This is a genomic window from Nonomuraea candida, from assembly GCF_000725485.1.
In the GTDB taxonomy this organism is placed as follows: domain Bacteria; phylum Actinomycetota; class Actinomycetes; order Streptosporangiales; family Streptosporangiaceae; genus Nonomuraea; species Nonomuraea candida.
In genome coordinates, this window is the sequence record NZ_JOAG01000021.1 from 150933 (window position 1) to 173653 (window position 22721).

Annotated in this window: 25 protein-coding genes and 1 pseudogene; 14 read left to right on the top strand and 12 right to left on the bottom strand. The window is 71.2% G+C overall.

Translation table 11 applies throughout. The features are described 5' to 3' along the window. Window positions 1-31 precede the first annotated feature (31 nt). Window positions 32-1879, top strand: coding sequence for a dihydroxy-acid dehydratase (ilvD, locus tag IO39_RS22795; protein ID WP_043626705.1), 1848 nt, complete (start codon window positions 32-34; stop codon window positions 1877-1879). A 150-nt stretch (window positions 1880-2029) separates the two neighbouring features. Here ilvD and IO39_RS22800 read toward each other — a convergent pair whose 3' ends face one another. The 4 genes from IO39_RS22800 to IO39_RS22815 all read right to left on the bottom strand — a co-directional run bounded on the left by IO39_RS22800 (window position 2030) and on the right by IO39_RS22815 (window position 4344). Further along, entirely contained in the window at window positions 2030-2926 is an 897-nt protein-coding gene (locus IO39_RS22800; protein ID WP_043626707.1) for a hypothetical protein, read from the bottom strand. Continuing rightward, window positions 2923-3243, bottom strand: coding sequence for a PadR family transcriptional regulator (locus IO39_RS22805; RefSeq protein ID WP_084773296.1), 321 nt, complete (start codon window positions 3241-3243; stop codon window positions 2923-2925). Before IO39_RS22805 ends, IO39_RS22800 begins: the two co-directional genes overlap by 4 nt. A gap of 294 nt (window positions 3244-3537) precedes the next feature. Beyond that, complete coding sequence (locus tag IO39_RS22810; RefSeq protein ID WP_052423231.1) at window positions 3538-3720, bottom strand: hypothetical protein; 183 nt, start codon at window positions 3718-3720, stop codon at window positions 3538-3540. Between the two features lie 99 nt (window positions 3721-3819). Then, complete coding sequence (locus IO39_RS22815; RefSeq protein ID WP_043626935.1) at window positions 3820-4344, bottom strand: TetR/AcrR family transcriptional regulator; 525 nt, start codon at window positions 4342-4344, stop codon at window positions 3820-3822. A gap of 83 nt (window positions 4345-4427) precedes the next feature. On the opposite strand from IO39_RS22815, the gene IO39_RS22820 reads away from it, so the two are divergent. After that, window positions 4428-5123, top strand: coding sequence for an SDR family oxidoreductase (locus IO39_RS22820; RefSeq protein ID WP_211267117.1), 696 nt, complete (start codon window positions 4428-4430; stop codon window positions 5121-5123). Next, a complete protein-coding gene (locus IO39_RS22825; RefSeq protein ID WP_052423234.1) occupies window positions 5120-5557 on the top strand; it encodes an SDR family NAD(P)-dependent oxidoreductase in 438 nt (145 codons plus the stop codon). Before IO39_RS22820 ends, IO39_RS22825 begins: the two co-directional genes overlap by 4 nt. A gap of 41 nt (window positions 5558-5598) precedes the next feature. Here IO39_RS22825 and IO39_RS22830 read toward each other — a convergent pair whose 3' ends face one another. The 4 genes from IO39_RS22830 to IO39_RS58985 form a co-directional block, all read right to left on the bottom strand. Further along, window positions 5599-5943 (bottom strand): Tn3 family transposase, encoded by a 345-nt coding sequence (locus tag IO39_RS22830; protein ID WP_245642149.1) that lies wholly within the window; start codon window positions 5941-5943, stop codon window positions 5599-5601. A gap of 244 nt (window positions 5944-6187) precedes the next feature. Next, complete coding sequence (locus IO39_RS22835; RefSeq protein ID WP_052423235.1) at window positions 6188-7840, bottom strand: serine hydrolase domain-containing protein; 1653 nt, start codon at window positions 7838-7840, stop codon at window positions 6188-6190. Between the two features lie 345 nt (window positions 7841-8185). Continuing rightward, on the bottom strand, window positions 8186-9328 hold the full coding sequence (locus tag IO39_RS22840; protein WP_052423236.1) for a methyltransferase domain-containing protein: 1143 nt from the start codon (window positions 9326-9328) through the stop codon (window positions 8186-8188). After that, the gene (locus IO39_RS58985) at window positions 9325-9459 is read right to left on the bottom strand and encodes a hypothetical protein (RefSeq protein WP_281200119.1); all 135 of its coding nucleotides are present in this window, start codon (window positions 9457-9459) and stop codon (window positions 9325-9327) included. Before IO39_RS58985 ends, IO39_RS22840 begins: the two co-directional genes overlap by 4 nt. 680 nt (window positions 9460-10139) lie before the next feature. Here IO39_RS58985 and IO39_RS22850 point away from each other — a divergent pair. Together IO39_RS22850 and IO39_RS22855 are read left to right on the top strand one after the other, a co-directional pair. Continuing rightward, a complete protein-coding gene (locus tag IO39_RS22850) occupies window positions 10140-10373 on the top strand; it encodes a pentapeptide repeat-containing protein (protein ID WP_281200120.1) in 234 nt (77 codons plus the stop codon). A gap of 275 nt (window positions 10374-10648) precedes the next feature. After that, window positions 10649-11608, top strand: a complete 960-nt coding sequence (locus tag IO39_RS22855) for a GbsR/MarR family transcriptional regulator (RefSeq protein WP_043626720.1) — start codon at window positions 10649-10651, stop codon at window positions 11606-11608. A 54-nt stretch (window positions 11609-11662) separates the two neighbouring features. On the opposite strand, the gene vanY-N is transcribed toward IO39_RS22855, so the two are convergent. Continuing rightward, window positions 11663-12244, bottom strand: a complete 582-nt coding sequence (gene vanY-N / locus IO39_RS22860) for a D,D-peptidase/D,D-carboxypeptidase VanY-N (protein WP_043626722.1) — start codon at window positions 12242-12244, stop codon at window positions 11663-11665. 249 nt (window positions 12245-12493) lie between these two features. Here vanY-N and IO39_RS22865 point away from each other — a divergent pair, with 249 nt between their 5' ends. The 5 genes from IO39_RS22865 (at window position 12494) to IO39_RS50870 (ending at window position 17974) form a co-directional block, all read left to right on the top strand. Then, complete coding sequence (locus tag IO39_RS22865; protein WP_169789095.1) at window positions 12494-13168, top strand: response regulator; 675 nt, start codon at window positions 12494-12496, stop codon at window positions 13166-13168. A 7-nt stretch (window positions 13169-13175) separates the two neighbouring features. After that, window positions 13176-14711, top strand: a complete 1536-nt coding sequence (locus IO39_RS22870) for an ATP-binding protein (RefSeq protein WP_211267118.1) — start codon at window positions 13176-13178, stop codon at window positions 14709-14711. Continuing rightward, window positions 14708-15304, top strand: a complete 597-nt coding sequence (locus IO39_RS22875; RefSeq protein ID WP_052423237.1) for a hypothetical protein — start codon at window positions 14708-14710, stop codon at window positions 15302-15304. Before IO39_RS22870 ends, IO39_RS22875 begins: the two co-directional genes overlap by 4 nt. 260 nt (window positions 15305-15564) lie before the next feature. Next, a complete protein-coding gene (locus tag IO39_RS50865; RefSeq protein ID WP_157548774.1) occupies window positions 15565-15936 on the top strand; it encodes an effector-associated constant component EACC1 in 372 nt (123 codons plus the stop codon). Next, window positions 15926-17974: a caspase, EACC1-associated type gene (locus tag IO39_RS50870; protein ID WP_084773302.1), complete on the top strand. Its 2049-nt coding sequence runs from the start codon at window positions 15926-15928 to the stop codon at window positions 17972-17974. Before IO39_RS50865 ends, IO39_RS50870 begins: the two co-directional genes overlap by 11 nt. Before the next feature lie 215 nt (window positions 17975-18189). Here IO39_RS50870 and IO39_RS59665 read toward each other — a convergent pair. From IO39_RS59665 to IO39_RS22895, 3 genes and pseudogenes are all read right to left on the bottom strand, one after another. Beyond that, window positions 18190-18486 (bottom strand): annotated as a pseudogene (locus IO39_RS59665) (DUF4158 domain-containing protein); the annotation flags it as partial. After that, entirely contained in the window at window positions 18467-18673 is a 207-nt protein-coding gene (locus IO39_RS22890) for a 4-oxalocrotonate tautomerase family protein (protein ID WP_043626729.1), read from the bottom strand. The gene IO39_RS22890 and the pseudogene IO39_RS59665, both read right to left, overlap by 20 nt. 54 nt (window positions 18674-18727) lie before the next feature. Further along, window positions 18728-19462: an SDR family oxidoreductase gene (locus IO39_RS22895; protein WP_043626735.1), complete on the bottom strand. Its 735-nt coding sequence runs from the start codon at window positions 19460-19462 to the stop codon at window positions 18728-18730. A 108-nt stretch (window positions 19463-19570) separates the two neighbouring features. Here IO39_RS22895 and IO39_RS22900 point away from each other — a divergent pair, with 108 nt between their 5' ends. From IO39_RS22900 to IO39_RS22910, 4 genes are all read left to right on the top strand, one after another. Further along, a complete protein-coding gene (locus tag IO39_RS22900) occupies window positions 19571-20275 on the top strand; it encodes a TetR/AcrR family transcriptional regulator (protein WP_043626738.1) in 705 nt (234 codons plus the stop codon). Window positions 20276-20399: 124 nt separating this feature from the next. Further along, window positions 20400-20633 carry a Tn3 family transposase gene (locus IO39_RS54675; RefSeq protein WP_169789097.1) on the top strand — a complete coding sequence of 78 codons (234 nt, stop codon included), beginning with the start codon at window positions 20400-20402 and terminating at the stop codon, window positions 20631-20633. Between the two features lie 231 nt (window positions 20634-20864). Further along, window positions 20865-21845 carry an ABC transporter ATP-binding protein gene (locus IO39_RS22905; RefSeq protein ID WP_052423240.1) on the top strand — a complete coding sequence of 327 codons (981 nt, stop codon included), beginning with the start codon at window positions 20865-20867 and terminating at the stop codon, window positions 21843-21845. Further along, complete coding sequence (locus IO39_RS22910) at window positions 21835-22689, top strand: ABC transporter permease (protein WP_052423241.1); 855 nt, start codon at window positions 21835-21837, stop codon at window positions 22687-22689. The genes IO39_RS22905 and IO39_RS22910 overlap by 11 nt, the downstream gene beginning before the upstream one ends. The last annotated feature ends 32 nt before the right edge of the window (window positions 22690-22721 follow it).

Genomic DNA, 22721 nt, shown 5'->3' on the forward strand with positions numbered 1-22721 from the left:
CCGCACGCCCGCGCGCCGCCACCATGGCGGCATGCCAGAGCTGAGATCACGTACGGTCACCCACGGGCGGAACATGGCCGGCGCCCGTGCCCTGATGCGCGCCTCCGGCGTGCCCGCGGCCGACATCGGCGTCAAGCCGGTCGTCGCGGTGGCCAACAGTTTCGCCGAGTTCGTCCCCGGTCACACGCATCTGCAGCCGGTGGGACGCATCGTCTGCGACGCGGTGACGGCGGCGGGCGGGATCGCGCGCGAGTTCAACACGATCGCCATCGACGACGGCATCGCCATGGGCCACGAGGGGATGTTGTACTCGCTGCCGTCGCGGGAGCTGATCGCCGACTCCATCGAGTACATGGTGCAGGCGCACCGGGCCGACGCCCTGGTGTGCGTCTCCAACTGCGACAAGATCACGCCGGGGATGCTGATGGCCGCGCTGCGGCTGAACATCCCCACCGTGTTCGTCTCCGGCGGCCCCATGGAGGGCGGGCGGGCGGTGCTGGCCGACGGCACGGTCCGTACCGGCCTGACGCTGATCTCCGCCATGTCCGGCGCCGCCGACCCGGCCGTGGACGACGACGACCTGGGCCGGATCGAGGAGGCGGCCTGCCCCACCTGCGGCTCCTGCTCCGGCATGTTCACCGCCAACTCCATGAACTGCCTGCTGGAGGCGCTCGGCCTGGCCCTGCCCGGCAACGGCTCCACCCTGGCCACCCACACCGCCCGGCGCGGCCTGTACGAGCGGGCCGGGCGTACCGTGATGGAGCTGGCCGCCCGTCACTACGGCAAGGACGACGACCGCGTGCTGCCAAGGTCCGTCGCCTCCCGGGCCGCGTTCGACAACGCGATGGCGCTGGACCTGGCCATGGGCGGCTCCACCAACACGGTGCTGCACCTGCTGGCCGCCGCCCGGGAGGCCGGGCTCGGCTACACGCTGGCCGACATCGAGGCCCGTTCCCGCCAGGTGCCGTGCCTGTGCAAGGTCGCGCCCAACGGCGCGTACCTGATGGAGGACGTGCACCGGGCCGGCGGCGTGCCCGCCCTGCTCGGCGAGCTGCACCGGGCCGGGCTGCTGCACGAGGACGTGCACGCCGTGCACGCCGGCTCCCTCGGGGAGTGGCTGGGCGCCTGGGACGTCCGCGGCCCCTCCCCCTCCCGTGAGGCGGTCGAGCTGTTCCACGCCGCGCCCGGCGGGGCGCGCTCGTCGGCGGCGTTCTCCCAGTCGGCCCGCTGGGAGTCACTCGACCTCGACGCCGAGGGCGGCTGCATCCGCGACGCCGCGCACGCGTACTCGCCGGACGCGGGCCTGGCCGTGCTGCGCGGCAACCTCGCCCCGGACGGGGCCGTGGTGAAGTCCGCCGGCGTCCCGGAGGGCATGCGGCGCTTCACCGGGCGGGCGGTGGTGACCGAGTCGCAGGAGGAGGCGGCCGAGGCGATCCTGTCCGGACGCGTCACGCCGGGTTCCGTCCTGGTCATCCGGTACGAGGGGCCCCGCGGCGGCCCCGGCATGCAGGAGATGCTGTACCCGACGGCGTACCTCAAGGGGCGGGGCCTGGACACCTCGTGCGCGGTGGTCACCGACGGCCGCTTCTCCGGCGGCAGCTCCGGCCTGTCGGTCGGCCACGTCTCCCCCGAGGCGGCCGCCGGCGGCCCGCTGGCCCTGGTCCGGGAGGGCGACGCCGTCACCGTCGACATCTCCGCCCGGCTGCTCCGGCTGGAGGTCGCGGAGCCGGAGCTCGCGGCCCGGCGCGCCGGCCTGGAACGGGAGGCCGGCTACCGGCCCCGCCACCGCGACCGTCCCCTCTCCACCGCGTTGCGCGCCTACGCGGCCACGGCCCAGTCCGCCGACAAGGGCGCCGTACGGGAGGTCCCGGATCTGTGAGCCTCGCCCCGCCGGGGCCGGGCGGTCCCACCCGTTCCGGCCCGCGGCGCGCGCCGGAGCCGTGATCTCCAGGCTCAGATCACGGTCCTTTCCCCGGCGACCACGCGGACGGGACCGGTGACGGCGCGGGAACGGCGGACAAGGCGGCGGTCACGCCTTGGCGTGCACCCGACGAGCGGCGGCCAAGGAGGTCACGACGAGAGCGGTGAGCACGCTCCAGTACACGAAGCCGCGCGGGCCGGTCACAAGCAGATTCTCGGCCAGGTAGACCAGGCCGGGAAGCAGGTAGACGGCAGCCGCCAGCGCCCAGCGGCCGTCCCTGGCAGCCAGCGTTGCGGCCAGCACCAGCAGCAGCGCCATCACCTCGACGCCGGCCCGCGAGACGACCCAGACGGGTTCGTACGCCGGCACCTGCGTGAGCTGTAGCGCCCAGCCGGCCAGCGGGACGAGCAGCCACCGTGGCGACCGGGCGGGCATCGTCGCGCCCCACCCTCGGGCCTTCCCGGACGCGCGGCCCGCCCCCGCCCGTCGAACGGCGAGCACCGCCGACGCGGCGGCGACCACCCAGTAAGGCGCAACCGGCGCGAGGTCACCGTACAGCGGGCCGAGGTCGAGCGCCGGGACGTAGAACCCTCCCCAGACGATGGGCCAGCTCGTCCACACCGCGGCGAACGCCGCAAGGGGAGCCGCGACCCGCATCCATCCCCGCACGAGCGCCACCATCAGGACGATCCCGAGCGCTGTCCACACCTTGTAGTTGAGGTACGGCAGGACAGGAATCTGTGCGAAGGTGACACCTGCCACGATCAGCGCGCCGAGATGCAGGCCGTCGGCCCACGGGGGCACGCCGGACGCGCGGGTGGCCCGGACGCGGACGGTGAACCCGCCGGCGAGGAGATGCAGCGTCTCGCGGAGCGACGGCCGGCGCGCCCCGGGCCGGGCCGCCTCCATCAGCGTGCCGATCAGCTCCTCGCCGTGCTCGGCGCGGTACACCTTGGGGTAGGCGCGCAGGAGGCGGCGGTACCGCAGCTCGAGAACGTGGGTCATGCGCTCGTCACCCCGCTCGGCCGCAGGACGAGTGCGGCGGCGCGCTGCAGCCGGGCCGCCTGGGCACGGACGGCGCGCGCGCCGTCGTCGGTGATCCGGTAGTAGCGCCGGGGCCGCCCGTTGACGGTCTCCTCGCGGTCCAGCCGCACCCAGCCTGCCTCCGAGAGCCGGTCGAGCGCGCTGTACAGGGTGCCGACGGCGAGGTCGACCTCGCCGAGCGACTGGGTCCGGGCCCGTTTGATGATCCCGTATCCGTGGAGCGGCTCTTCCATCAAGGCGACGAGGATGAAGTAGGTCGCCTCCGTCATGCCGATCATGAGCCGACTATATATCGACCGTCGAAGTATGGAAAGGTGCGCACGCATCCGGCCCGAGGACTCAGCAGGCGGGGCTAGACGTTCGCTCGGCGGAGGCGTTCGCTCGGCGGAGGCGTTCGGCCGCCTGTGCCCGCAGCGCATCGCCGCCCGCCGGCATCGGCGTGGCCGAGCACGCGCGGCCGGGCCCGGCGAGTCCCCGTGCAGCACCTCGCCGCCGGGCCGGAGTTCCTGGGGTGTAGCCAAGGTAAGCCCAAAACCCACCATCGCGATCTTGGTTGAGCTAGTCGAGGCAGGTCAGCCGCTGGTCCGAGGGGCGAGCAGGCTGGTGATCTCGGCGATGGCGTCCGGTGAGGGCTTGCAGTAGCGCTGCAGGTTCTCCGGCTTCTCATGCCGGGATTTGGCCATCAGCATCAGCAGGCTCGCGCCCGCCTCGCCCAGGTGGGTCAGCGCCGAATGGCGGAATCGTGCAGGCCCCACCCGTGCGCCTTCCGTCCGGCGAGCCGTGGCCCAGTCGGTCGCCGGTTCCTGCCCACCTGGGTGAGCTTGGCCAACCACGTCGCGCGGCGTTCGTTCACATCACGACGACAGCCGGGCAAGCATCGCGGTGACATCGTCGGCGAGCGACTCGTCGACAGGCGCGTGGCGGTTCATCAATCGGTACCACATCGCGCCGAACACCATGTCGACCGCCAGCTCCAGGTCCACGTCCGCGGAAAGCGTCCTGGCGAGCACGGCACGCAGCGCCCGTCGGCGGGAGTCGATGAACCCGCGCATGCGTACGGCGAACGCCTCGTCGCTCTGCGCGTCGGCCATCAGGCCCACGACCACGCCGCCCGCCGCGCCACCGCTCAGCCGGAAGGTCTCAAGGAGGAACGTGCGCAGGTCCTCGCTGCCCGTGGGCGCCTCGACGAACACGGTCAGCGCTTCGATCATCACCTCGGCCTTGGTCCGCCACCAGCGGTAGACGGTCTGCCTGCCGGTGCCCGCAGCCTGCGCGATGCCCTTCAACGTGACGTTCTGATAACCGTCGCGCTCGCACAGATCCAGGGCCGCGCGCAGGATCGCACGCCTGGACGTTTCGCTCCTCGGTCTGCCCACCATGGCCGCCACTTTACAAGACACAATGCCTCGATTTATAGTTTCGAGGCAAGGTGACTCGAAAGAAGGTCTTGACAATGCGTACTGTGATCATTGGCGGAACCGCCGGCGTCGGCCTGGCCACCGCGAAGCTGCTGAGCGAGCAGGGCCACGAAGTGATCGTCACCGGGCGCACTCCCGAGCGGGTTGAGCGAGCAGCCAAGGAGACCGTTGGCGCGGGTTACGTCGTGGACGCCAGGGATGAGCAGGCCACACGCGACTTCTTCGACCGGATCGGCCCGGTTGACAACGTGGTGATCAATGTCAGCGGGCGCGGCCAGGCCGCCGGGCCGCTCTCCGCGATCACCGCGGACGCGCTGCGCCAGGCCGTTGAAGACAAGCTGATCCCGCACTTCCTGACCGCGAAGGCAGCGGCGACGGCACTGTCGGAGCGCGGCTCGATCACCTTCGTCGCCGCCGCCTCGGCAGGCGCGGCCTTCCCCGGCTCCAGCGGGCTGGCAGCGATCAACGGTGCGATCGAGGCCGTCGTCCCCGGCCTGGCCGTGGAGCTGGCGCCGATCAGAGTGAACGCGGTGTCGCCGGGCGTGGTGGACACCGAGTGGTGGAGCTGGCTGGACGAGGCGGCCCGGGCCGAGGCCATGAAGGGCTTCGCCGCCGCCTCGCCACTCAACCGTGTGGCCGAGCCGGCCGACATCGCCTCCGCGATCGCCTTCGTCGTCGGCAACGCCTTCACCACGGGCACGGTCCTCACCGTCGACGGCGGGGGCAAGCTGAAGGCATGAGGACGATCCTGGTCACCGGTGCGACCTCCGGTCTCGGGCTGGAGCTGGCCAACCGGCTCATGCAGGCCGGAGATCGGGTCATCGCGCACGGCCGTGACCCGGACAAGTTGCGCGACTTCCCGGACAGGGTGGTGGCCGACCTGGCCGAGTTGCGTCAGGTCGACCGCCTGGCCGACGAGGTACTTGGCAACCATGAGTCGATCGACGTGCTCGTCAACAACGCGGGCGTCGGCGGCGGCGCCCCCGGCACCGGCCGCGAGCTGTCCGCGGACGGCATCGAGCTGCGCTTCGCGGTCAACTACCTGGCCGGCTACCACCTGGCACGCCGGCTGTTGCCGATCACGGGGCGCGTGGTCAACCAGGCCCACGACAGGGCGGCCAGGCGCCGGCTCCGCGACCTCAGCGACTCCTTGATCGCGGAACGCCTCAGCTGAGCGGGAGGAATCCGGCGACCCCCTTCCCCGTCAACCCCGGGTCAGGCCGCCGCGGCCGGCCCGTCATGCAGCCTGGTGAAGTCGATGTCCAGGTGGGGTTCGGAGGCTTCCGGGGTGATGCCGAGTTCGTGGGTGGAGTACTCGCCGAAGCGCATGATGTGCTCGGTCAGGTAGGGAGAGACCTCGGCCAGGTCTTCGGGCTCGATCTTCCAGCCTTCGGCCTGCAGTTGCCGGACGACGTCGGCGACGTCGAGCGTGTTGTGACAGATCACGCAGTTGCTGAGCAGCGAGTTGAACTTCATCGCCTTCTCCTGCTCGATGGGGTCGTTGTCGGCGATCACGCCGCGCTGGCCTTGACCACCGTCCGCTCGATCGAGGTCACCCACCGCCGCCCTTCTCCCCGAAGCCGGCCTCAACCCCCGATCCACCTCGCTCACCGTAGCGGCGATCTCACCCACCCGCCCCAAGTCGCCAAACCGCCACCCGGGCACCTTCAAGATCGCCCTGTCCGGTCGGTGCGGCTCGTCCAGGGGCGCGCTCAGGACTGTGCCACAGGCGCCGAGCCCGGCGGAAGCGAGGAGCGTCCTGCGCACCTCCGGGCCCGCCGGGACGCGGCCGAGGCGATCCGTGTCACAGCGGGAGGCCGACGGCGTTGGCGGCGTCGGCTTCGAAGTACTCCGTGGTGGCGAAGGGGGACGTGTGGCTCTCGAAGAGGGCTCGGACGGCGTCGAGCGAGTCGTGCACGATGACGTTCACGGCCTTGCCGCCGTCGGCGCTCGACACCGCCAGCGTCCAGCGGGCGCCCTGCGGCAGCCCGCCGTACGCCTGCTTCAGGGACTCCCAGAAACCGTCGTGGTCGGAAACGGTGGAAACGGTCATGACGTGCACGGTGGCACTCTCCTCGTCGATTCTCGGGTGCGTTCGGCAGTTGAGGTGGAGATACTGGGCGGCGCCGTTCTCGAAGCCGTGGATCGCGACGGTCTGGGGGTCTTCCAGCGGGTCGTCCGACGGCATCAGGAAGTGCGTCTCGCTGATGGGGAGCAGCTCGTAGCCGAGCCGTTCGGGCTTGTCGAGAAGCTGGGCCTCCATGGGGTTGAGGGTGAATCCGAGGCGGAGCCTGCCGTGCTCGGCCGTCACCTCGTAGCGGACGCCGGGGCGTGCGTAGACGCCTTCGTACCTGGACAGGTCGAGGGTCAGAGCCGGGTCGGGCGCCGGCAGGCCGGGGATGGTGACCGCGCCGAGGCCGGTCAGGATCTCGTCGAACACCTTGCGGTAGAAGCTGTCGCGCGGCCCGGCGTTGGCCAGCATCGAGATGGCGATGCCCGACTCCGGCAGGATGCGCAGGCGGGCGCTCTGACTGACGGCGCTGCCGTCGTGGGCGTAGACGGTCTCGCCGTGCCAGTCGCCCACGATGAGGCCGAGCGCCCATTCCGGTCCGAACATGTACGGCTCGGGAACGGGCACCCTCGACCCGGTCATCTCGCGGATGGTGCCGGGCGAGACGATCCTGGTCCCGTTCGGCGCCGTTCCCTCGTTGAGGAAGACGTACGCCATCGTGAGCAGCTCTCGGGCGGTCGTGCTGACGTTGCCGCCGGGGCCGAAGGCGCGCGGCAGGTGGGTCAGCGGTGAGGGGATCGGCCCCTCGTCGAGGGAGCGGATCAGGTATCCGGTCGCGGCCCGGCTCCGGTCGACGTGCTCGTGCCGGCTGCTCGTCGAGGTCAGCCCCAGCGGGCCGAACAGGCGATCGCGCATGATGTCGTCCCATCGCCCGCCCTCCACCACCTCCATGACGCGGGCGAGGATGGCGTAGCCGAGGGCCGCGCTGTAGCCGTGGGTGCGGCCCAGCGGGTGGACCTGGCGCGCGCCGGCGATGCCGGCCACCATGCGCTCGTAGACGTCGTCGCCCTCGCCCGGGTCGCCGTAGCTCTCCTCGATGCCGTTGGTGTGGTTGAGGAGGTGGCGGGGGGTGACCCTGGCGCTGACCTCGGGGTCGGCGACCCGGAAGCCGGGCAGGTAGGTCCGCACCGGCTCGTCGAGGGCGACCTTCCCCTCGTCGACGAGGCGCATGAAGGCGAGGGCGGTCCAGGTCTTGGAGACCGAGCCGCACTGGTAGATGGTGCCGGTCGTCGCGGGCGCCCGGGTGGCGAGGTCGCTGACGCCGGCCGCGAAGTCGGTGATCTCCCCGTCGACGAGCACGCCGATCGCGGCGCTCGGAATGCGGTACTCCGCGAGCAGCTCTTCGACGTGGGCTCGTGTCCGGGTCACGTCCAGCGCTCTTGTCATGAGGGTCTCCCCGTCCTGCCGGATTCTTTCAGGGCGGGAAAAGGCTACGTTGCGTTTTATGGATCGTCAACGTAAGAGTCTCGAATAACCGCGTTTTGACTGCTGTTTCTCCGCAATCGTTGCAACAGCATTGCGGAGAAATGCAACCGACGCCGATAGGCCGTTGCAATGTATTGCCGGTGAACGCACGTGCGGACCGTACCGGCAGGAGGGCGGCCCCGACGCCCGGAAGGCGTGCTGACCCGCGAGGATCGTCGCACCGGTAGCTGGATCACACGGCGCGGGCAGGCGGGCGGCCGGGGGGCGAAGCTGGAGAAGCTCCCGGCCTGGATGAGGCCGGCCGCCTCACACCAGGGGCGAGTCCGGGCTGTCCAGCCAGAACCGCTGTCCTTCGTCGCGGGTGACGGTCATGCCGAAGCGCCGCTGGCCGGGCTCGCCCCACGACACCCATCGGAAGTAGGCGTCCACCACCTCGTCCCAGACGGGCCGGTCGCCGATCTGGAAGACGGGGTATTCGTCGAGGCCGTCCTCCCACAAGGTCATGGCCCGCTCGCCCGCCTTGTCGGGGTTGAGCACCCACACCCGGTGGATGCCGTCTTCTTCACCGACGCGCAGGTGCAGCCCGGTCATGCCGCGCATGGCCAGCAACGCTCCGGCAGGTGCTTCGGCGATGGTGCGCGGGTTGACGTGGGTGGTGCCGCGGGCGGGCTCCACGTCCGGCTCCGGCTGGTAGGTGAGCCGTTGGGAACGCAGGTGCATGTAGGAGGCGCCGGCGCCGAACCGGCCGGACGCGGTCCCGTCCGGCATGACGACCAGCCTGACCGCCCAGCCGTGCCCGAACCCCGTCTCCAGAGGGGCGACGATCACCCCGCCCGGCCGGGTCTGCTCCACCCACGCGTACGGAACCTGGTAGATGCTGCACGTCACGTGCACCCTGTCGAACGGGGCCCGCTCCGGATAGCCGGCCGTGCCGTCACCGACGACCAGGTGAGGTTGCACGCCGGCGGCGGCCAGGTTCTTGGCGGCCTGCTCGGACACCGCGGCGTCCACCTCGACGGTGGTGACGTTCTTCGCACCGGCCATGTGCGAGAGGAGGGCGGCCGTCCAGCCTGTTCCCGTGCCGATCTCCAGCACGCGGTCGCCCTGCTTGGGCAGGAGGAGTTCGAGCAGGTCGGCGACCGTGACGGGGGCGCTGTTGGAGGAGCTGAACCGGTTCCAGGAGCCGTCCCGCAGGTCGGTGGCACCGTCGTCGACCTGGGTGATGATCGGCTCCGTCGCCTGGTAGACGGTGTCCCACCAGGCGCCGGGGTTCTCGTCGCGGTCGATGAGGTTGAAGCCGGTGTCGGTGGAGGTGCGTGCCACGGCCGGGATGAACAGATGGCGTGGCACGGCCCGCAGCGCCCGCTCGACCGGCTCCAGGAGAGGGCCGCATCGCTCCTCCACGTCCTTGATGAGCTGGTCGAGGCAGGCGGCGTGGTCGATGGTCACTTGCCGTCGCCCTCGCGCTTTCCTCCGCCCTTGGCGACCCCGTCGCCTTGGTCGGGGCCCACTTCGGCCTTCACCTTGTGGTACTCGTGGGGCTTACCCTCGTGTTTGCCGCCGTCCTTCTCGTCCCCCACGCAACCTCCCTGAATTCCTCAGCGTGACCATACGGCTACGCACCGGCCAAGGGAAGGGCGCCAGCAGCATTCGCACCGCGCGGGAAGACGACTCTCACCGAAGTCCCTAGAGGCGGCGGCCTTACCCGCCGTGCGATCGAATGTGCCCACGCGGGAAGTTCACCTGTGCCTTGGGCCTGGAGCCGCTGTTAGGCGTCTCATTGCGCGCGTGGACGTCGTGCCGGGCCCGGTGCGGCCGTACGTGGATCTCCTCGGCGTGGCAGGCGGCTGCGAGGATCGTCTTCTCGACGTCGCGGCCCGCGTCGTGTCGAGGGCCATGCGGGCGATCGCGCCAGCCGCGGAGCAGCCGCGCAACGCCTCACCGCATGGGGCGTCGCCTTCGGGCTGGTGTTCACTGCCGGCGGCCTCATCTACACGGCCAGAACCTTGGAGACCGCTCAACAGGGTCAGATCACGGACCGGTACGCGAAGGCGGTTGAGCAGCTCGGTTCCAAGAAGCGGGAGGTGCGGGTGGGGGCGATCTACGCGTTGGAACGTCTTTCGCGGGATTCCCCTCGCGACCATCAGACGATCACCGACGTCCCCGCCTGCGACGGATGTGGCGACGGCACTCACCGTACTCACCCGTAATCCGCCCGACGACGAAGCATATGAATGGGGCTGGCTGGGATCTGGCCGAAGTGCGCATTCCGCTCGCCCAACTCGGGGGAGCTGACCTGCGTGGGGCCGTCCTTACCGAGGCCGACCTGCGCGGGGCCGACCTGCGCGGGGCCGACCTGCGCGGGGCCGACCTGCGCGGGGCCGACCTGCGCGGGGCCGACTTGCGCGGGGCCGACTTGCGCGAAGCCAGAGGACTCCCCGACCGCGAATGGTTCGAGAGGAACGCCACGGTGGACTCCGCTACCAAGTTCTGAGCAGCTCTTGGACGCGGGCACGTGTCCGGGTCACGTCCAGCGCTCTTGTCATGAGGGTCTCCCCCTCCTGCCGCTTCTGCTTTCAGGGTGGGAAAAGGCTACGTTGCGTTTCAGAGCCGTCAACATTGTTGCCTGACGCAAGGACGCTGTGGCTGCGATTACTCGACAATCGTTGCAACAGTGTTGCGAGGAAATGCAACCAGCGCCGGTTCGCCGTTGCAATGTACTGTTGGTGAACGCACGCGCGCACCCGTACCGACAGGAGGGCTACCCCGATGCCCGGAGGCAGGCTGACGCACGAGGATCGGCGGCGGATCGCGGCCTGGCTGGACGAAGGGCTCGGATACGCCGAGATCGCCAGGCGGCTGGGCAGGCCCACGTCCACGATCAGCCGCGAGGTGGCGCGCAACAGCGCCTCCGGCCGCTACCTGGCCGACCACGCCCAGCACGCCGCCGGGCGGCGCGCCGGCCGCCGCGGCCCGGCCCGGCCCCCGGAGCCGGGAACCGATGGGCGGGCGGGCGACGGGCGGGCGGGCGAGACCGTGCGCGCCTTCGTGGAGCGGTTCGCGACGCTGCTGACCGGCACCGGCCTGCCCCGGATGCCCGCCCGCGTCTTCGCCTGCCTGCTCACCTCCGACGCCGGCGGCCTGACCTCCGCCGAGCTCGTACGCGGCCTCCAGGTCAGCCCGGCGTCGGTGTCGAAGGCCATCGGCTACCTGGAGTCGATGGAGCTGGTCAGGCGCACCCAGGAGGCCGGCCGCCGCGAGCGGTACCTCATCGACGACGACGTCTGGCTCCGGGCGTTCAAGGCCGACACCGGGGCGCACGCCGAGGTCGCGGCGGCCGCGCGGCACGGGGTCGAGATCTTCGGCGCGGGCACGCCCGCCGCCGCCCGGCTGGGTCAGATGGCGGAGTTCTTCACCTGGCTCAGCGACCAGATGAACGGCAGCGGCCTCACCGACGCCGCCGTGCGCGATGCGCTGACGGTGCTGGCCGCGCTCGTGCACGCCGCCCGGCCGCTCACCGTGGACGACCTGGCCACGGCGCTGGGCTGGCCGGTCCGGCGGGCGGCCGGCGCCCTGGACACGTTCGGCCGCCGGCCGGTCCTCTCCGATCCGCTCACCGTACGGCGGGCCGGGCGCGAGGCGTACACCGTCGAGCCGAGACCCGACCGGCTGAGCCCTGCACAACGCGACGCGCTGAGCGCCGCCCCGCCCCGGGGCGCTCGGCGTTGACGTGCGGGCCGGAGCGCGCGGCCCCGGACAGCGCCCCGGGCCGCCGGGCCCCGCTCACGGCGGCCACGGCTGGTCCCCGTTCCCGACGGCGTGGCCCAGGCCGGGGTGGGGCAGCCGGGGCGGCGGCGTGCCGTTGCGCTCCGGGCGGTACTCGAAGTGCCACCACTCGTTGTCGTAGATGCGGTAGAGGTCGTAGCGGGCGCCGTGCTCCTCCAGCCAGCGCGCGCCCTCGTGCGGCCGTATGTCCAGGGCGATGCCCTTCACGTGGCAGGACTCCGCCGGCGGCAGCACGAGCATCCGCGCCGAGGCCGGCGAGCCGGAGCGGCGCACCTCCTCGTCGAACAACCGCTGCTGCACGGCGGGGTCGCGGTATCCGGAGGTGAGGCCGATGAGCTGGCCGTGCCGCCACAGCGCGTCGGTGCGCGCCGCGGTGAACGCCGCCATGGCCCCGTTGGTGAGTCCCGTGAGGTCCTCGGCCGGGAATCGCATCCGCAACGCCCAGCCGCAGGCCAGCTCCCGGCCGCGGCCGGGCCGGCGGACGAACGCGACAGGCAGCAGGAGCACCGCGAGCACCAGCGTGAGCGCGGCGAACAGCCGGTCGCGGGGCCGCAGGGGGATCGTGCGTGGTTCGCTCATGGCGACTACGATTGGCGCCGCATGTGCGCGCCTCGTCTGCCGCATGTCATCGTTTCTCGACGGCTGGCCGCCGTCGGCGCGACGGTGACTCCATCCCCCGCCCGTCACCGTTCCCCGGCCCGGGCCGGCGTCGGCGCGACTGTGACACAACCATGACATGGCGCGGACGAGGCGGGGACACGGCCGGTCGACAGTGGACGGAGTCGCCCGGGCGGGCGAGGTACGGAGCGTGTGGTGAAACTCGGCGGCGTGTCGCGAGTGTTGTTGATCGAGGACGACCCGGCCGTGCGGGAGGGGCTTGAGCTGGCCCTGACCCGGCACGGGCACCGGGTTCGCGCCGTGGAGTCCGGCGAGCTGGGGCTGGACCGGCTGCGTGCCGACCTGCCCGACGTGGTGGTGCTCGACCTGATGCTGCCCGGCATCGACGGGTTCGAGGTCTGCCGCCGCATCCGGGCCGCCGGCGAGGTGCCGATCATCATGCTGACCGCGCGCGGCGACGACATGGACGTGGTGGCCGGGCTGGAGGCGGGCGCCGACGACTACGTGGTCAAGCCGGTGCAGCCCAGGGTGCTGGAGGCGCGCATCCGCGCGGTGCTCCGGCGGATCGGCCGGGACCAGGCGGAGCTGGAGCGGCACGGCGACCTGACCATCGACCGGGCGGCGCTGGTGGTCACCAAGCGCGGCGCGCCGGTCAGCCTCGCCCCGACCGAGCTGCGCCTGCTGCTGGAGCTCTCCGGCACGCCGGGCCGCGTGCACAGCCGCCAGCAGTTGCTGGAGTCGGTCTGGGAGCAGGGCTACTTCGGCGACTCGCGGCTGGTGGACGCGTGCGTGCAGCGGCTGCGCGCGAAGATCGAGGACGACTCGGCGGCGCCCGTCTACGTGCAGACGGTGCGCGGGTTCGGCTACCGGTTCGGGCCGGTGTGACCCGCCGGTGGCATCGTGGTCGAGCCCCGGGCTGCGTGCCCGGCTGCTGTTCGCGTTCGCGCTGCTGTGCGTGGTCACCGTCGCGGCGGTGTCCGGCGGGATGTACGTCCAGGCCCGCAACGACATCCTCAAGCGCGCCCAGGACGGCGCGGCCGAGACGATGACCAGCCGCCTGGAGGCGCTCTACCCGCTGCGGAACCCGGAGCCCGGCCCGGACGAGCTCGGCGAGATCGCCCGCGCCGTGACCGAGCAGAACATGGCCACCGTCGCCGTCTACCGCGACTCGCGCTCGCCGGGCGGCCTGGACCCCGGGCTGATCCCGCCGGGGCTGCGGCGGGCGGTGGCCGACGGCGACATCGCGTGGCAGCGCGTGATGTGGCGGGACGCGCCCGTGCTGATCATCGGCGCGCCGCTGCTGATCGCCGAGGCGGACCGGACGACGCGCGTGTCCGGCATCGAGGTCTACGCCGCGCGCAGCCTGCTTCCCGAGCAGCAGAGCATCGACCAGCTCGCCGCGGGCGCCTGGGGAACCGGCGGGGCGGCGCTGGCGTTCGCGGTCCTCCTCGCGTTGCTGGCCACCCGCGGCGTGCTGCGGCCGGTGCGCGAGCTGGGCCGGGCGGCGCGCCTGCTGGGCGAGGGCGAGATGCGGACCAGGGTCGCGGTACGCGGCTCCGACGAGCTGGCCGACGTGGCGCGCACGTTCAACCACACCGCGGCCGAGCTGGAACGGCGGGTCAGGCAGCTGCGCGAGATGGAGGCCGACGCCCGCCGCTTCGTCGCCGACGTGTCCCACGAGCTGCGCACCCCGCTGGCCGCGCTGGCCGCGGTCGCCGACGTCCTCGACGAGGAGGCGGCCGGGCTGCCCGAGCCCGCCGGCCGGGCCGCCAGGCTGGTCAGCCAGGAGACGCTCAACCTCACCGGGCTGGTGAACGACCTCATCGAGATCAGCAGGTTCGACTCCGGCGTCGCGGCCCTCGCGCCGAACGAGGTCGACGTGGCCGAGCTGGTACGCGCCACCCTGCGCACCCGGGGCTGGACGGAGGCGGTCGAGACCGAGCTGCCCGCCGAGGTGACGGCGCGGCTGGACCCGCGCCGGGTGGACGTCGTCCTGGCGAACCTGGTCGGCAACGCCCTGCGGCACGGCGAGCCACCGGTGTCCGTACGGCTCCGCGCCGACCCGCACTGGATCGCCCTGGAGGTCCGCGACCACGGACCGGGGCTGGACGAGGCGGTGCTGCCGCACGTGTTCGACCGGTTCTACAAGGCCAGCGCGGCCCGGGCCAGGTCCGAGGGCAGCGGCCTGGGCCTCGCGATCGCCCGGGAGAACGCCCGCCTGCACGGAGGAGACATCACCGTCGCCAACGCCACGGACGGCGGCGGCGCGGTGTTCACGCTGCGCCTGCCCCGCCGGACGGCCGAACCGGAGGATGACGCCGTGTCCACACCGCGCCCGCCCCGCCGGGCGGCCGAACCGGATGGTGACACCGCGTTCACCTCCCGCCCGGCCCGCCGGACGGCCGAACCGGAGGGAGGATCCGGGTGAGGAACGGGCCCGTCCGCCGCGCGCTCGCGGCCGGCCTCGTGTCGCTCGTCGCCGTGGCCGGCTGCGGCGTGCGGCCGAGCGACGTCATCAGGGGCGCCGACCCGCCGCGCGGAGCCCTCGCCCCGACCTGGAACACCACCCTCTACCTGGTGAAGGACGGCCGGGTCAGCGCGGTGACGCGGCTCGGCCGCCAGCTTTCCCAGGCGGACGCGCTGGCGCTGCTGGCGGCCGGGCCCACGCCGCGGGAGGAGGCGCACGGGCTCACCACCGACGTGCCGCCGGACGCCGGGCCGTTCTCGGTGACCACCAACTGGGCCGGTCACCTGCTGGTGACCGTGTCCGTCCCGGCCGGCGAGCTGTCCGACCTGGCGGTGCAGCAGATCGTGTGCACGGCCGTCGCGACCGCGCCGGAAAGCTCCTCCCGGGTCGCCGTCACGGGCGGCGACCAGGAGGTCGGGCCCCGGAGCTGCCCGGGTGACGGGCGCGGGACAGCCCCCGGCCCGGCCACCCGCCCCGGCCGGGGCACGGAACAGCCCCCGGCCCGCTCGTGCGGCCCTGACTGTCCTGTGGCCCTGACTGGCGTACGGTCCTGACCGGCCTCCTGGCAGTTCGAGGGAATTTCAACGGATATCGCTGACCTGCGGTGATGTGCGGCCCGGCGGGGGCGTGGGCGGTGATCCAGGTGAACCACGCCGGCAGGTGCGCCAGGTGGTCGCTGCGATCCTGGCCCTCCGGACCCGGTCGCTGGGCGCCCATCTGGCCGAGTCACTTCACGGAGGGGACCTCTCCTGAAAGGATTTGACGTGTGCTCGAGCGAATGACGTCCCTTGGCTAGGGCTGGAGTGGTGTGACTGTGGAGGTGCAGATCCAGGTCTCGGGTGAGGATCAGGTTTCCGAGTACACCGCTTTGTGGGAGTGGTTGAAATCCGAGCGTGAGCTTGCCGGGCGGATACGCGCAGTGCGCAGGCCTCCCGCCGAGGACGAGCTGGGCGACGGCTTGGATCTGATCGCGCTGGCGGTGAGTTCGCTGGGGGTCGCGGTCGCCGTGGCGCAGACCGTGCCCGCCTATCTGGCGGCCCGCCGTCGGTCAGCTCGGGCGGATCAGGTGTCCGTGGTCGTGAGGAAGCGTGACGGTGAGGAGCTCGAGATCAACTCCAACCGGAGCATCGCAGAGCTCGAACCCCTGATCAAAGCGTTCCTCGAACGAGGCCTCGATGAGGAATGACCGGCGTGCTGCTTCCAGGGCGATATTGATCGGAACTGCGAGCTACCGCGACCAGGCATTCCTGCCGGTCCCTGCGGCAGCCAACAGTCTCAACGAGATGACGCGGATCCTGACCGACCCCGGGCTCTGCGGCTGGCCGGAGCACTCTGTCACCGTCCTCCAAGACCCAGTCGACGCTCCCCGGTTGGTGAAGACGCTGCGTCGACTGACCGCCGACACCGAGCAGGTTCTGCTGCTGTTCTTCGTCGGTCACGGAGTGATGCACGTCAGAGGGCATCTGTGTCTCGTCCTGACCGATACCGACGCCGAGCACCCCGACATCACCGGCCTCAACTACATGCACGTCCGTGAGGCGCTGCTGAACAGTCCCGCCCCGACGAAGATCGTGATTTTGGACTGCTGCTACTCCGGCCGGGCCATCGAAGCCCTCTCCGGCCCGGCCACCACTGCCGTTGGGGACGAAACCGCCATTGCCGGCGTGTACACCCTCACCGCCAGCGACCGAACAGCCCACGTCGTCCCGCTGGAACGGCAGGCGAACAGCGCGACCTCCTTCACGCGGGAGCTGACCGGTCTGATCCGTACAGGAATTCCCGGTGCTCCCGAATACCTCACGCTCGGCATGCTGTACCCCCACCTGCAGTCCCGGCTACGGCGACAAGGACTGCCGGCCCCGAACCGGCGCATCATCGACGTGGCCGACCAGTTCCCCTTCACCCGCAACGCAGCCACGACCTCCCGTGACACTGGACCGGTCCCTGCCACCAGACCCGGCTCCGGAAGTGCCGACGGCACATCGCAACCAGCCGTTCCGGCCCTCGATGCCACCGAGCCGCCCGTTCGCGGAACGAATGTTTCCGTCGGCACCCTGTCAGCAGCAAAGGACGAGCGAACGCCCGGGCCAGCACACGCTGGGCCTGACCTCGCTGACACCGACCCCGCCACCCCCTTCAGCGGTACTACGTCACCACCTCGTCTGACCCGGCGCCGTACACTGATCTCTCTGTCCGCCGCCGCGATCGTCACGGCGGGGGCTACTACGATCACCCCCTTCTTGCTGTCCGACTCGGACTCCCCCTTGGTCCTCACCGGCCACACCCTCCCCGGCGGCGTCGCTGGTGTGGCGCTGGGCACTCTCAACGGGAAGACCATCGCGGTTTCCGGGGGCGGCGACGGAACGGTGCGGGTATGGGACCTGGCCGCCGGCAAGCAGCTCGGCGAACCCCTCACGGGCCACGAATCCATCTGGGCGGTGGCGGTGGGCACTCTCAACGGAAAGACCGTGGCCATCTCCGGCAGTTTCGACAAGACGGTACGGGTGTGGGACTTGCCCACTGGCAAGCAGCTCGGCGAACCTCTCACCGGGCATACCGCGACCGTCTGGGCGGTGGCCTGGGGAACCCTGAACGGGAAGGCCATCGCGGTTTCCGGGGGCGGCGACGGAACGGTGCGGGTATGGGACCTGGCCGCCGGCAAGCAGCTCGGCGAAGCCCTCACCGTGGGCCGCCTCGGCTCCGTGTTTGCGGTGGCCTTGGGAACCCTGAACGGGAGGACCATCGCGGTTTCCGGGGGCGGCGACGGAACGGTGCGGGTATGGGACCTGGCCGCCGGCAAGCAGCTCGGCGAACCACTGACCGGCCACACCGGCCCCATCAAGGCGGTAGCGGTCGACCGGCTGAACGGGAAGACCATCGCCGTCTCCGGCAGCGAACGCGGAACGCTGGTGTGGGATCTAGCCTCCAGAAAGCAGCTCGGCATCTTCCTTTGGGACGGAACCGACGCCGACAGCGCGCTGGCCCTGGGAACCCTGAACACCAAGACCATTGCCGTCACCGGAGACAACGGAGGAAAGCTGCTGGTGTGGGACTTGGCCGCCGGCAAGCAGCTTGGCGCACCCCTCACCGGCCACACTGGCCCGGTGTCGGACGTGGCGGTCGGCCGGTTGAACGGGAAGGCCATCGCGGTCACCGGTGGCGACGACGGGACGGTGCGGGTATGGGACCTGGCCGCCGGAAGGCCGTTCAGCGTCCCCAGGTAGGTGACAGATGGCACCTGGGTTTTTCGCGCATCGTGTCGAGGCGGGGTTCTAAGGACCAGGGCATTCGCTGCCGGGCGATCTTCTGTGGTGGGCGGGGTCGGAGAGGTGTTTCTGCGACCCGGCCATCCGCAGCAGATCGCCCCAGCAACCGGCCACCAGATCCTCGTGCCACCGGGAACCGCTGGCTGCTGACCGGGGCGGTCTTCCACCCCAGATAGTCCGCCAACCAGCCGTAGGTGATCCGTGCGGGTCTGCTCCCGCTGCCCGTGGTCGGCCGGCACCGCCGGGTCCACCCCCAGCCGGTCGGCCGGCCGGGCCACCGCCACCGGCGGAGCGGCGGTCACCTCATCGGGTACGACTCCCGGCCACGGCGACGCCGCCGATTGAACGACCGGCCCAAGCCGATCCGCCGGCCCCCGGCCCCGGCCCCGGCCCCGGCCCGGGCCGGTCGGTCCGGGCCGGACCGGTCGGACCGGTCGGCCTCGGGGCAGGTCAGCTCCGGCCGAGCAGATCGGCCGTGAGGATGGTGCCGCCCAGACCCCAGCCGCCGTCCGGAACCTCCTCCAGGAGGACCAGGGTGGTGGCCCTGGCCCGCTCCCCGTAGACGGCGGCGTAGGCGTCGGTGACGGCGTCGATGAGCTTCTTCTTGGACTCGGGGGTCAGGGTGTCGGCGGGCACCTTGAGGTTGGCGAACGGCATGTCGGTTTCCTTCCGTGGTTCAGGTTGAGAGGGTGATGATTCGGGCGGCGGCCGTCAGATGATGCCGCCGTTGACGCGTACGACCTGTCCGTTGACCCAGTGGCCCGCCGGGCTCGCCAGGAAGGCGACGACCTCGGCGATGTCCTCCGGGGTGCCGAGGCGCTCCAGCGGCGGCTGCTTGGCGAGCCGTTCGATGGTGGCCTCGTCCTTGCCTTCGAGGAACAGGTCGGTGGCGGTCGGGCCGGGCGCGACCGCGTTGACCGTGATGTCCCGGCCGCGCAGCTCGCGGGCGAGCACGAGCGTCATCGCCTCGACGGCGCCCTTGCTGGCGGCGTACGCCCCGTAGCCCGGGAACTGCAGGCCGACCACCGAGGTGGACAGGCCGATGATCGCGCCGCCGGCGCGCACGCGGCGGGCGGCCTCGCGCGCCATGACGAAGGCGCCGCGGATGTTGGTGCGGTGCAGGGCGTCGAGATCGTCGAGGTCGAGGTCGGCGATCGGGGACTGCGACATCCGCCCCGCCGAGTTGACGGCCACGTCGACCCCGCCGAAGGTCTTCTCCACGGTGTCGAACATGGCCGCGATGGCGTTCTCGTCGGCCACGTCGGCCTGGACGGGGATCGCCCTGCCGCCGGAGGCCGTGATCTGCTCGACCACCTGCGCGGCGGCGGAGGCAGACCCCTGGAACCCCACCGCGACCGGATGGCCGCGCTCCGCCAGCGCGACCGCGATCGCCTTGCCTATCCCCCGGGAGCCGCCGCTGACGACGGCGACACGCTGATCACTCATGGGAAAGCTCCTTGGTCTATCGCCGATACGCGCTTTCCGTATCGGCGCTACAGATCACCATAGCACAGCTCCGTATCGCCGCTATCGTCTGGCGGTACCATCGATCTCATGGCAACGACCGATCCCCTCCGCGCGGCGATGATCGAGGCCGCGGAGCGGCAGCTGGCGACGTCCTCCGACCACGAGATCGCCACGCGCGCGGTCTGCGAGGCGGTCGGCGTCAGCCAGCCCGTGCTCTACCGGCTGTTCGGCGACAAGCGCGGGCTCCTCGACGCGGTCGCCGACCACGGCTACGAGCGGTACGCCGCGCTCAAGGCCGCCCAGGAGCGGACGCACGACCCGGTGGCCGACCTGCGCGCCGGCTGGGACGGCCATATGGCGTTCGCGAAGGAGAACCCCGCCCTCTACCAGCTCATGTTCACGCCACGGCCGTGGTCGCGCTCGACGGCGCGCGATCGCGTGATGGACCTCCTGGTCGCGGCGCTCACGCGGTGCGCGGCGGCGGGCGCGCTGAAGGTCGAGCCGCGGACCGCCGCCCGGCTCGTCCTGGCGGCGAATGTCGGGAGCGCGCTCGACCACATCGCCAGGCCGGAGCTGTTCGACGATCCCGCGCTGTCCCACCACATGCGCGACGCCGTGTTCGCGTACGTGCTCGCCGAGCCGGCCGCCCGCGACGACGCCGACCCGCTGCGCGCCGCCGCGCTGCGCCTGCACGCGCAGCTCGAGCTCGCCGGCACCGAGGCGCTCGAACCGGCCGAGACCGCCCTGCTGCGGCGGTGGCTCGAACGCATCACGCGCCCCGGCCAGGGGTGAGAACGCGGGCGGGCCACCGAGGCCGGGCAGGGCGCCCGGCCGAGCAAAAGCATTTCGGGCCGAAGCGCGGAATTACCTGGCTGAATACGATCGATGAGCAGACATTTGGGATCGCGCCGAAATCGTGTCCAGCGCCGACCGGGATTGCCTGCACGCGCTGGCTGTTATCTTCGGATCGGGTGAGGGCCGCCGGACTGATGCGATTACCACCGATACCGGATCTTACCGCGATCCGGTCTTCGGGCTCGCGCATCTGCTGGACGAGGAATACCGGCCCGCGCTCATGTTCGGCCCGACCTTGCTTCGTCGCACATCGTCCGGTTCACCGGCGGGTGATGAACACTTGCCGGAACCGTAGGCCGGCGCGTTGGAATCCCCGTCATCGCCCCGCATGGAATGTCGACGGAATCGGTCGTGAAGACGGCGGTGGGGCCGCGCATTCCATTCCTCGCGAACTCCCGGCGCGGGAACCGGAGGGCCGCAAGGTCGAGATGCGGCACGCCGGCAGCGGCTTGGGTATGATCATGATGTTGCTTTACGGTCACGGCTTGATTCCTCGGGTCACGATTTATCCTGGAGGTATGGCTAGGTGGACGAATTAGAATCCAACGCCATTGAGGTGGCGAACCTCGTCTGTCTGTACGGAGATTTTCAGGCAGTTTCCGGTCTTTCTTTCCGGGTGCGGGCCGGCGAGCTGTTCTCCCTGCTCGGCACCAACGGGGCGGGCAAGACCACGACCATCGAGACCCTCGAAGGGTTCATCCGGCCCAGCCGCGGAACCGTCTCGGTGCTCGGCGTCGATCCCTACGGCCGCCCCTCGCGCCTGCGCGCGCAGACCAACGCCGTACTCCAGCACAGCGGCACCTTCCCCGAGCTCAAGGTCGGCGAGACCTTGAACCTGGCCCGCGGTCTGTGCGCCCGCCCGCGGGGCCGGGACGAGGTGCTGAAGAAGGTCGGCCTGTCCCACCGCACGGACGTGCGGGTACGTGCCCTGTCCGGCGGCGAGAAACGGCGGCTGGACCTGGCGCTGGCCCTGGTCACCCGGCCCCGGGTGCTGTTCCTGGACGAGCCGACCACGGGCATGGACGCCGAGGGCAGGCAGCACGTGTGGCAGGTGCTCTCCGACGTCAGGAAGGAGGGCACCACCATCCTGCTCACCACCCACTACCTGGAGGAGGCCGAGCGGCTCTCCGACCGCCTGGCGATCATGCACGCCGGCCGGACTCGGGTCGAGGGGACCGTGGAAGAGGTCCTGTCCCGATGGGGCGACCACATCGAGTTCATCCTGCCCGAAGGCGTCGAGCCGGCCGCGCTCCCGCAGGTGAAGGGCACCTCACGGGAGGTCACCCGGTACCGGGGGGACACCAGGGTGGTCTACACGGTCCGTGGCGGCGGGGACGAGGGAGAGATCGCCGCACCGCGCCGGGAATGGGCCCACGTGGTGTGCGGGCACCTGATGAACTGGGCGGAGGAGAGGGACGCGCGGCTGCTGAACCTCCGTGTGCGCAGCGCGTCCCTGGAGGACGTGTTCCTGGAGATCGCGAACGAGGGGCAGAGCGGTGGCCGTTGAACGCCTGTCCGCCGGCAAGGAGCGGGACGACCGTGAGCAGAAGTGGTGGAAGCAGGCCCTGCATCTGTCCAGGGCCGAGTTCACCCAGCTCAGGCGGGCCCGGATCGCCCTGTTCTACTTGACCGGCCTGCCCGTCATCCTGTTCTTCATGTCCATCAGCTCCCAGGCTGTTTACACGAATTCGGGTACGCACGTGGACCCCGGGGCGGCGAGCCTGTTCACCATGATGCCCGTCCTCGCGGCGGCCATCGGACTCATGCACATCTCCGCCGTGTTCACGGTCCGCCGTGAACAGCACATCCTCAAGCGCCTGCGCGTCGCCGGGGCCCGCGTCTCCACCATGATCACGGCCGTCTGCGCCCCCACGCTGGCGTTCGTCCTCGTGGTGACGGCCGGCCTGTGCACCTTCGGGATCGTGGCGGCCGGCCAGTTCCCGGCCGCACCGGCGCTGCTCCTGTGCGCGGTCGTCCTGTCGTCGGTGTCCATGTCCCTGTTCGGGATCTGGATCAGCCGCTTCGCGCGGACGGCCGAGACGGTTCAGGTGATCAGCCTCATCCCCCTGATCCTCCTGATCCTCGGGAGCGGAGCCTCGATACCGCTGGAGTACATGTCGGACCGGTGGTCCCAGCTGGTCTGGTTCAGCCCTCTCGCGCCTCTCGTGGACCTGTTCCGCGCCGCCTACTTCGGAGCCGACTTCTTCGGCGGCCGGATCACGGGGGTGGCCCCGCTGGAGCGCGCGGAACTCTGGACGTCCGCCCTGCCCGCCCTGGGCGTGTCCCTGGCCTGGGTGGGTGTCTTCGTCTACCTGGTCCGGTCCGTCCCCTGGACGGCACACCGCACGTGACGTCCCGGTCTGCCATCGCTTCGCGTCGCCGG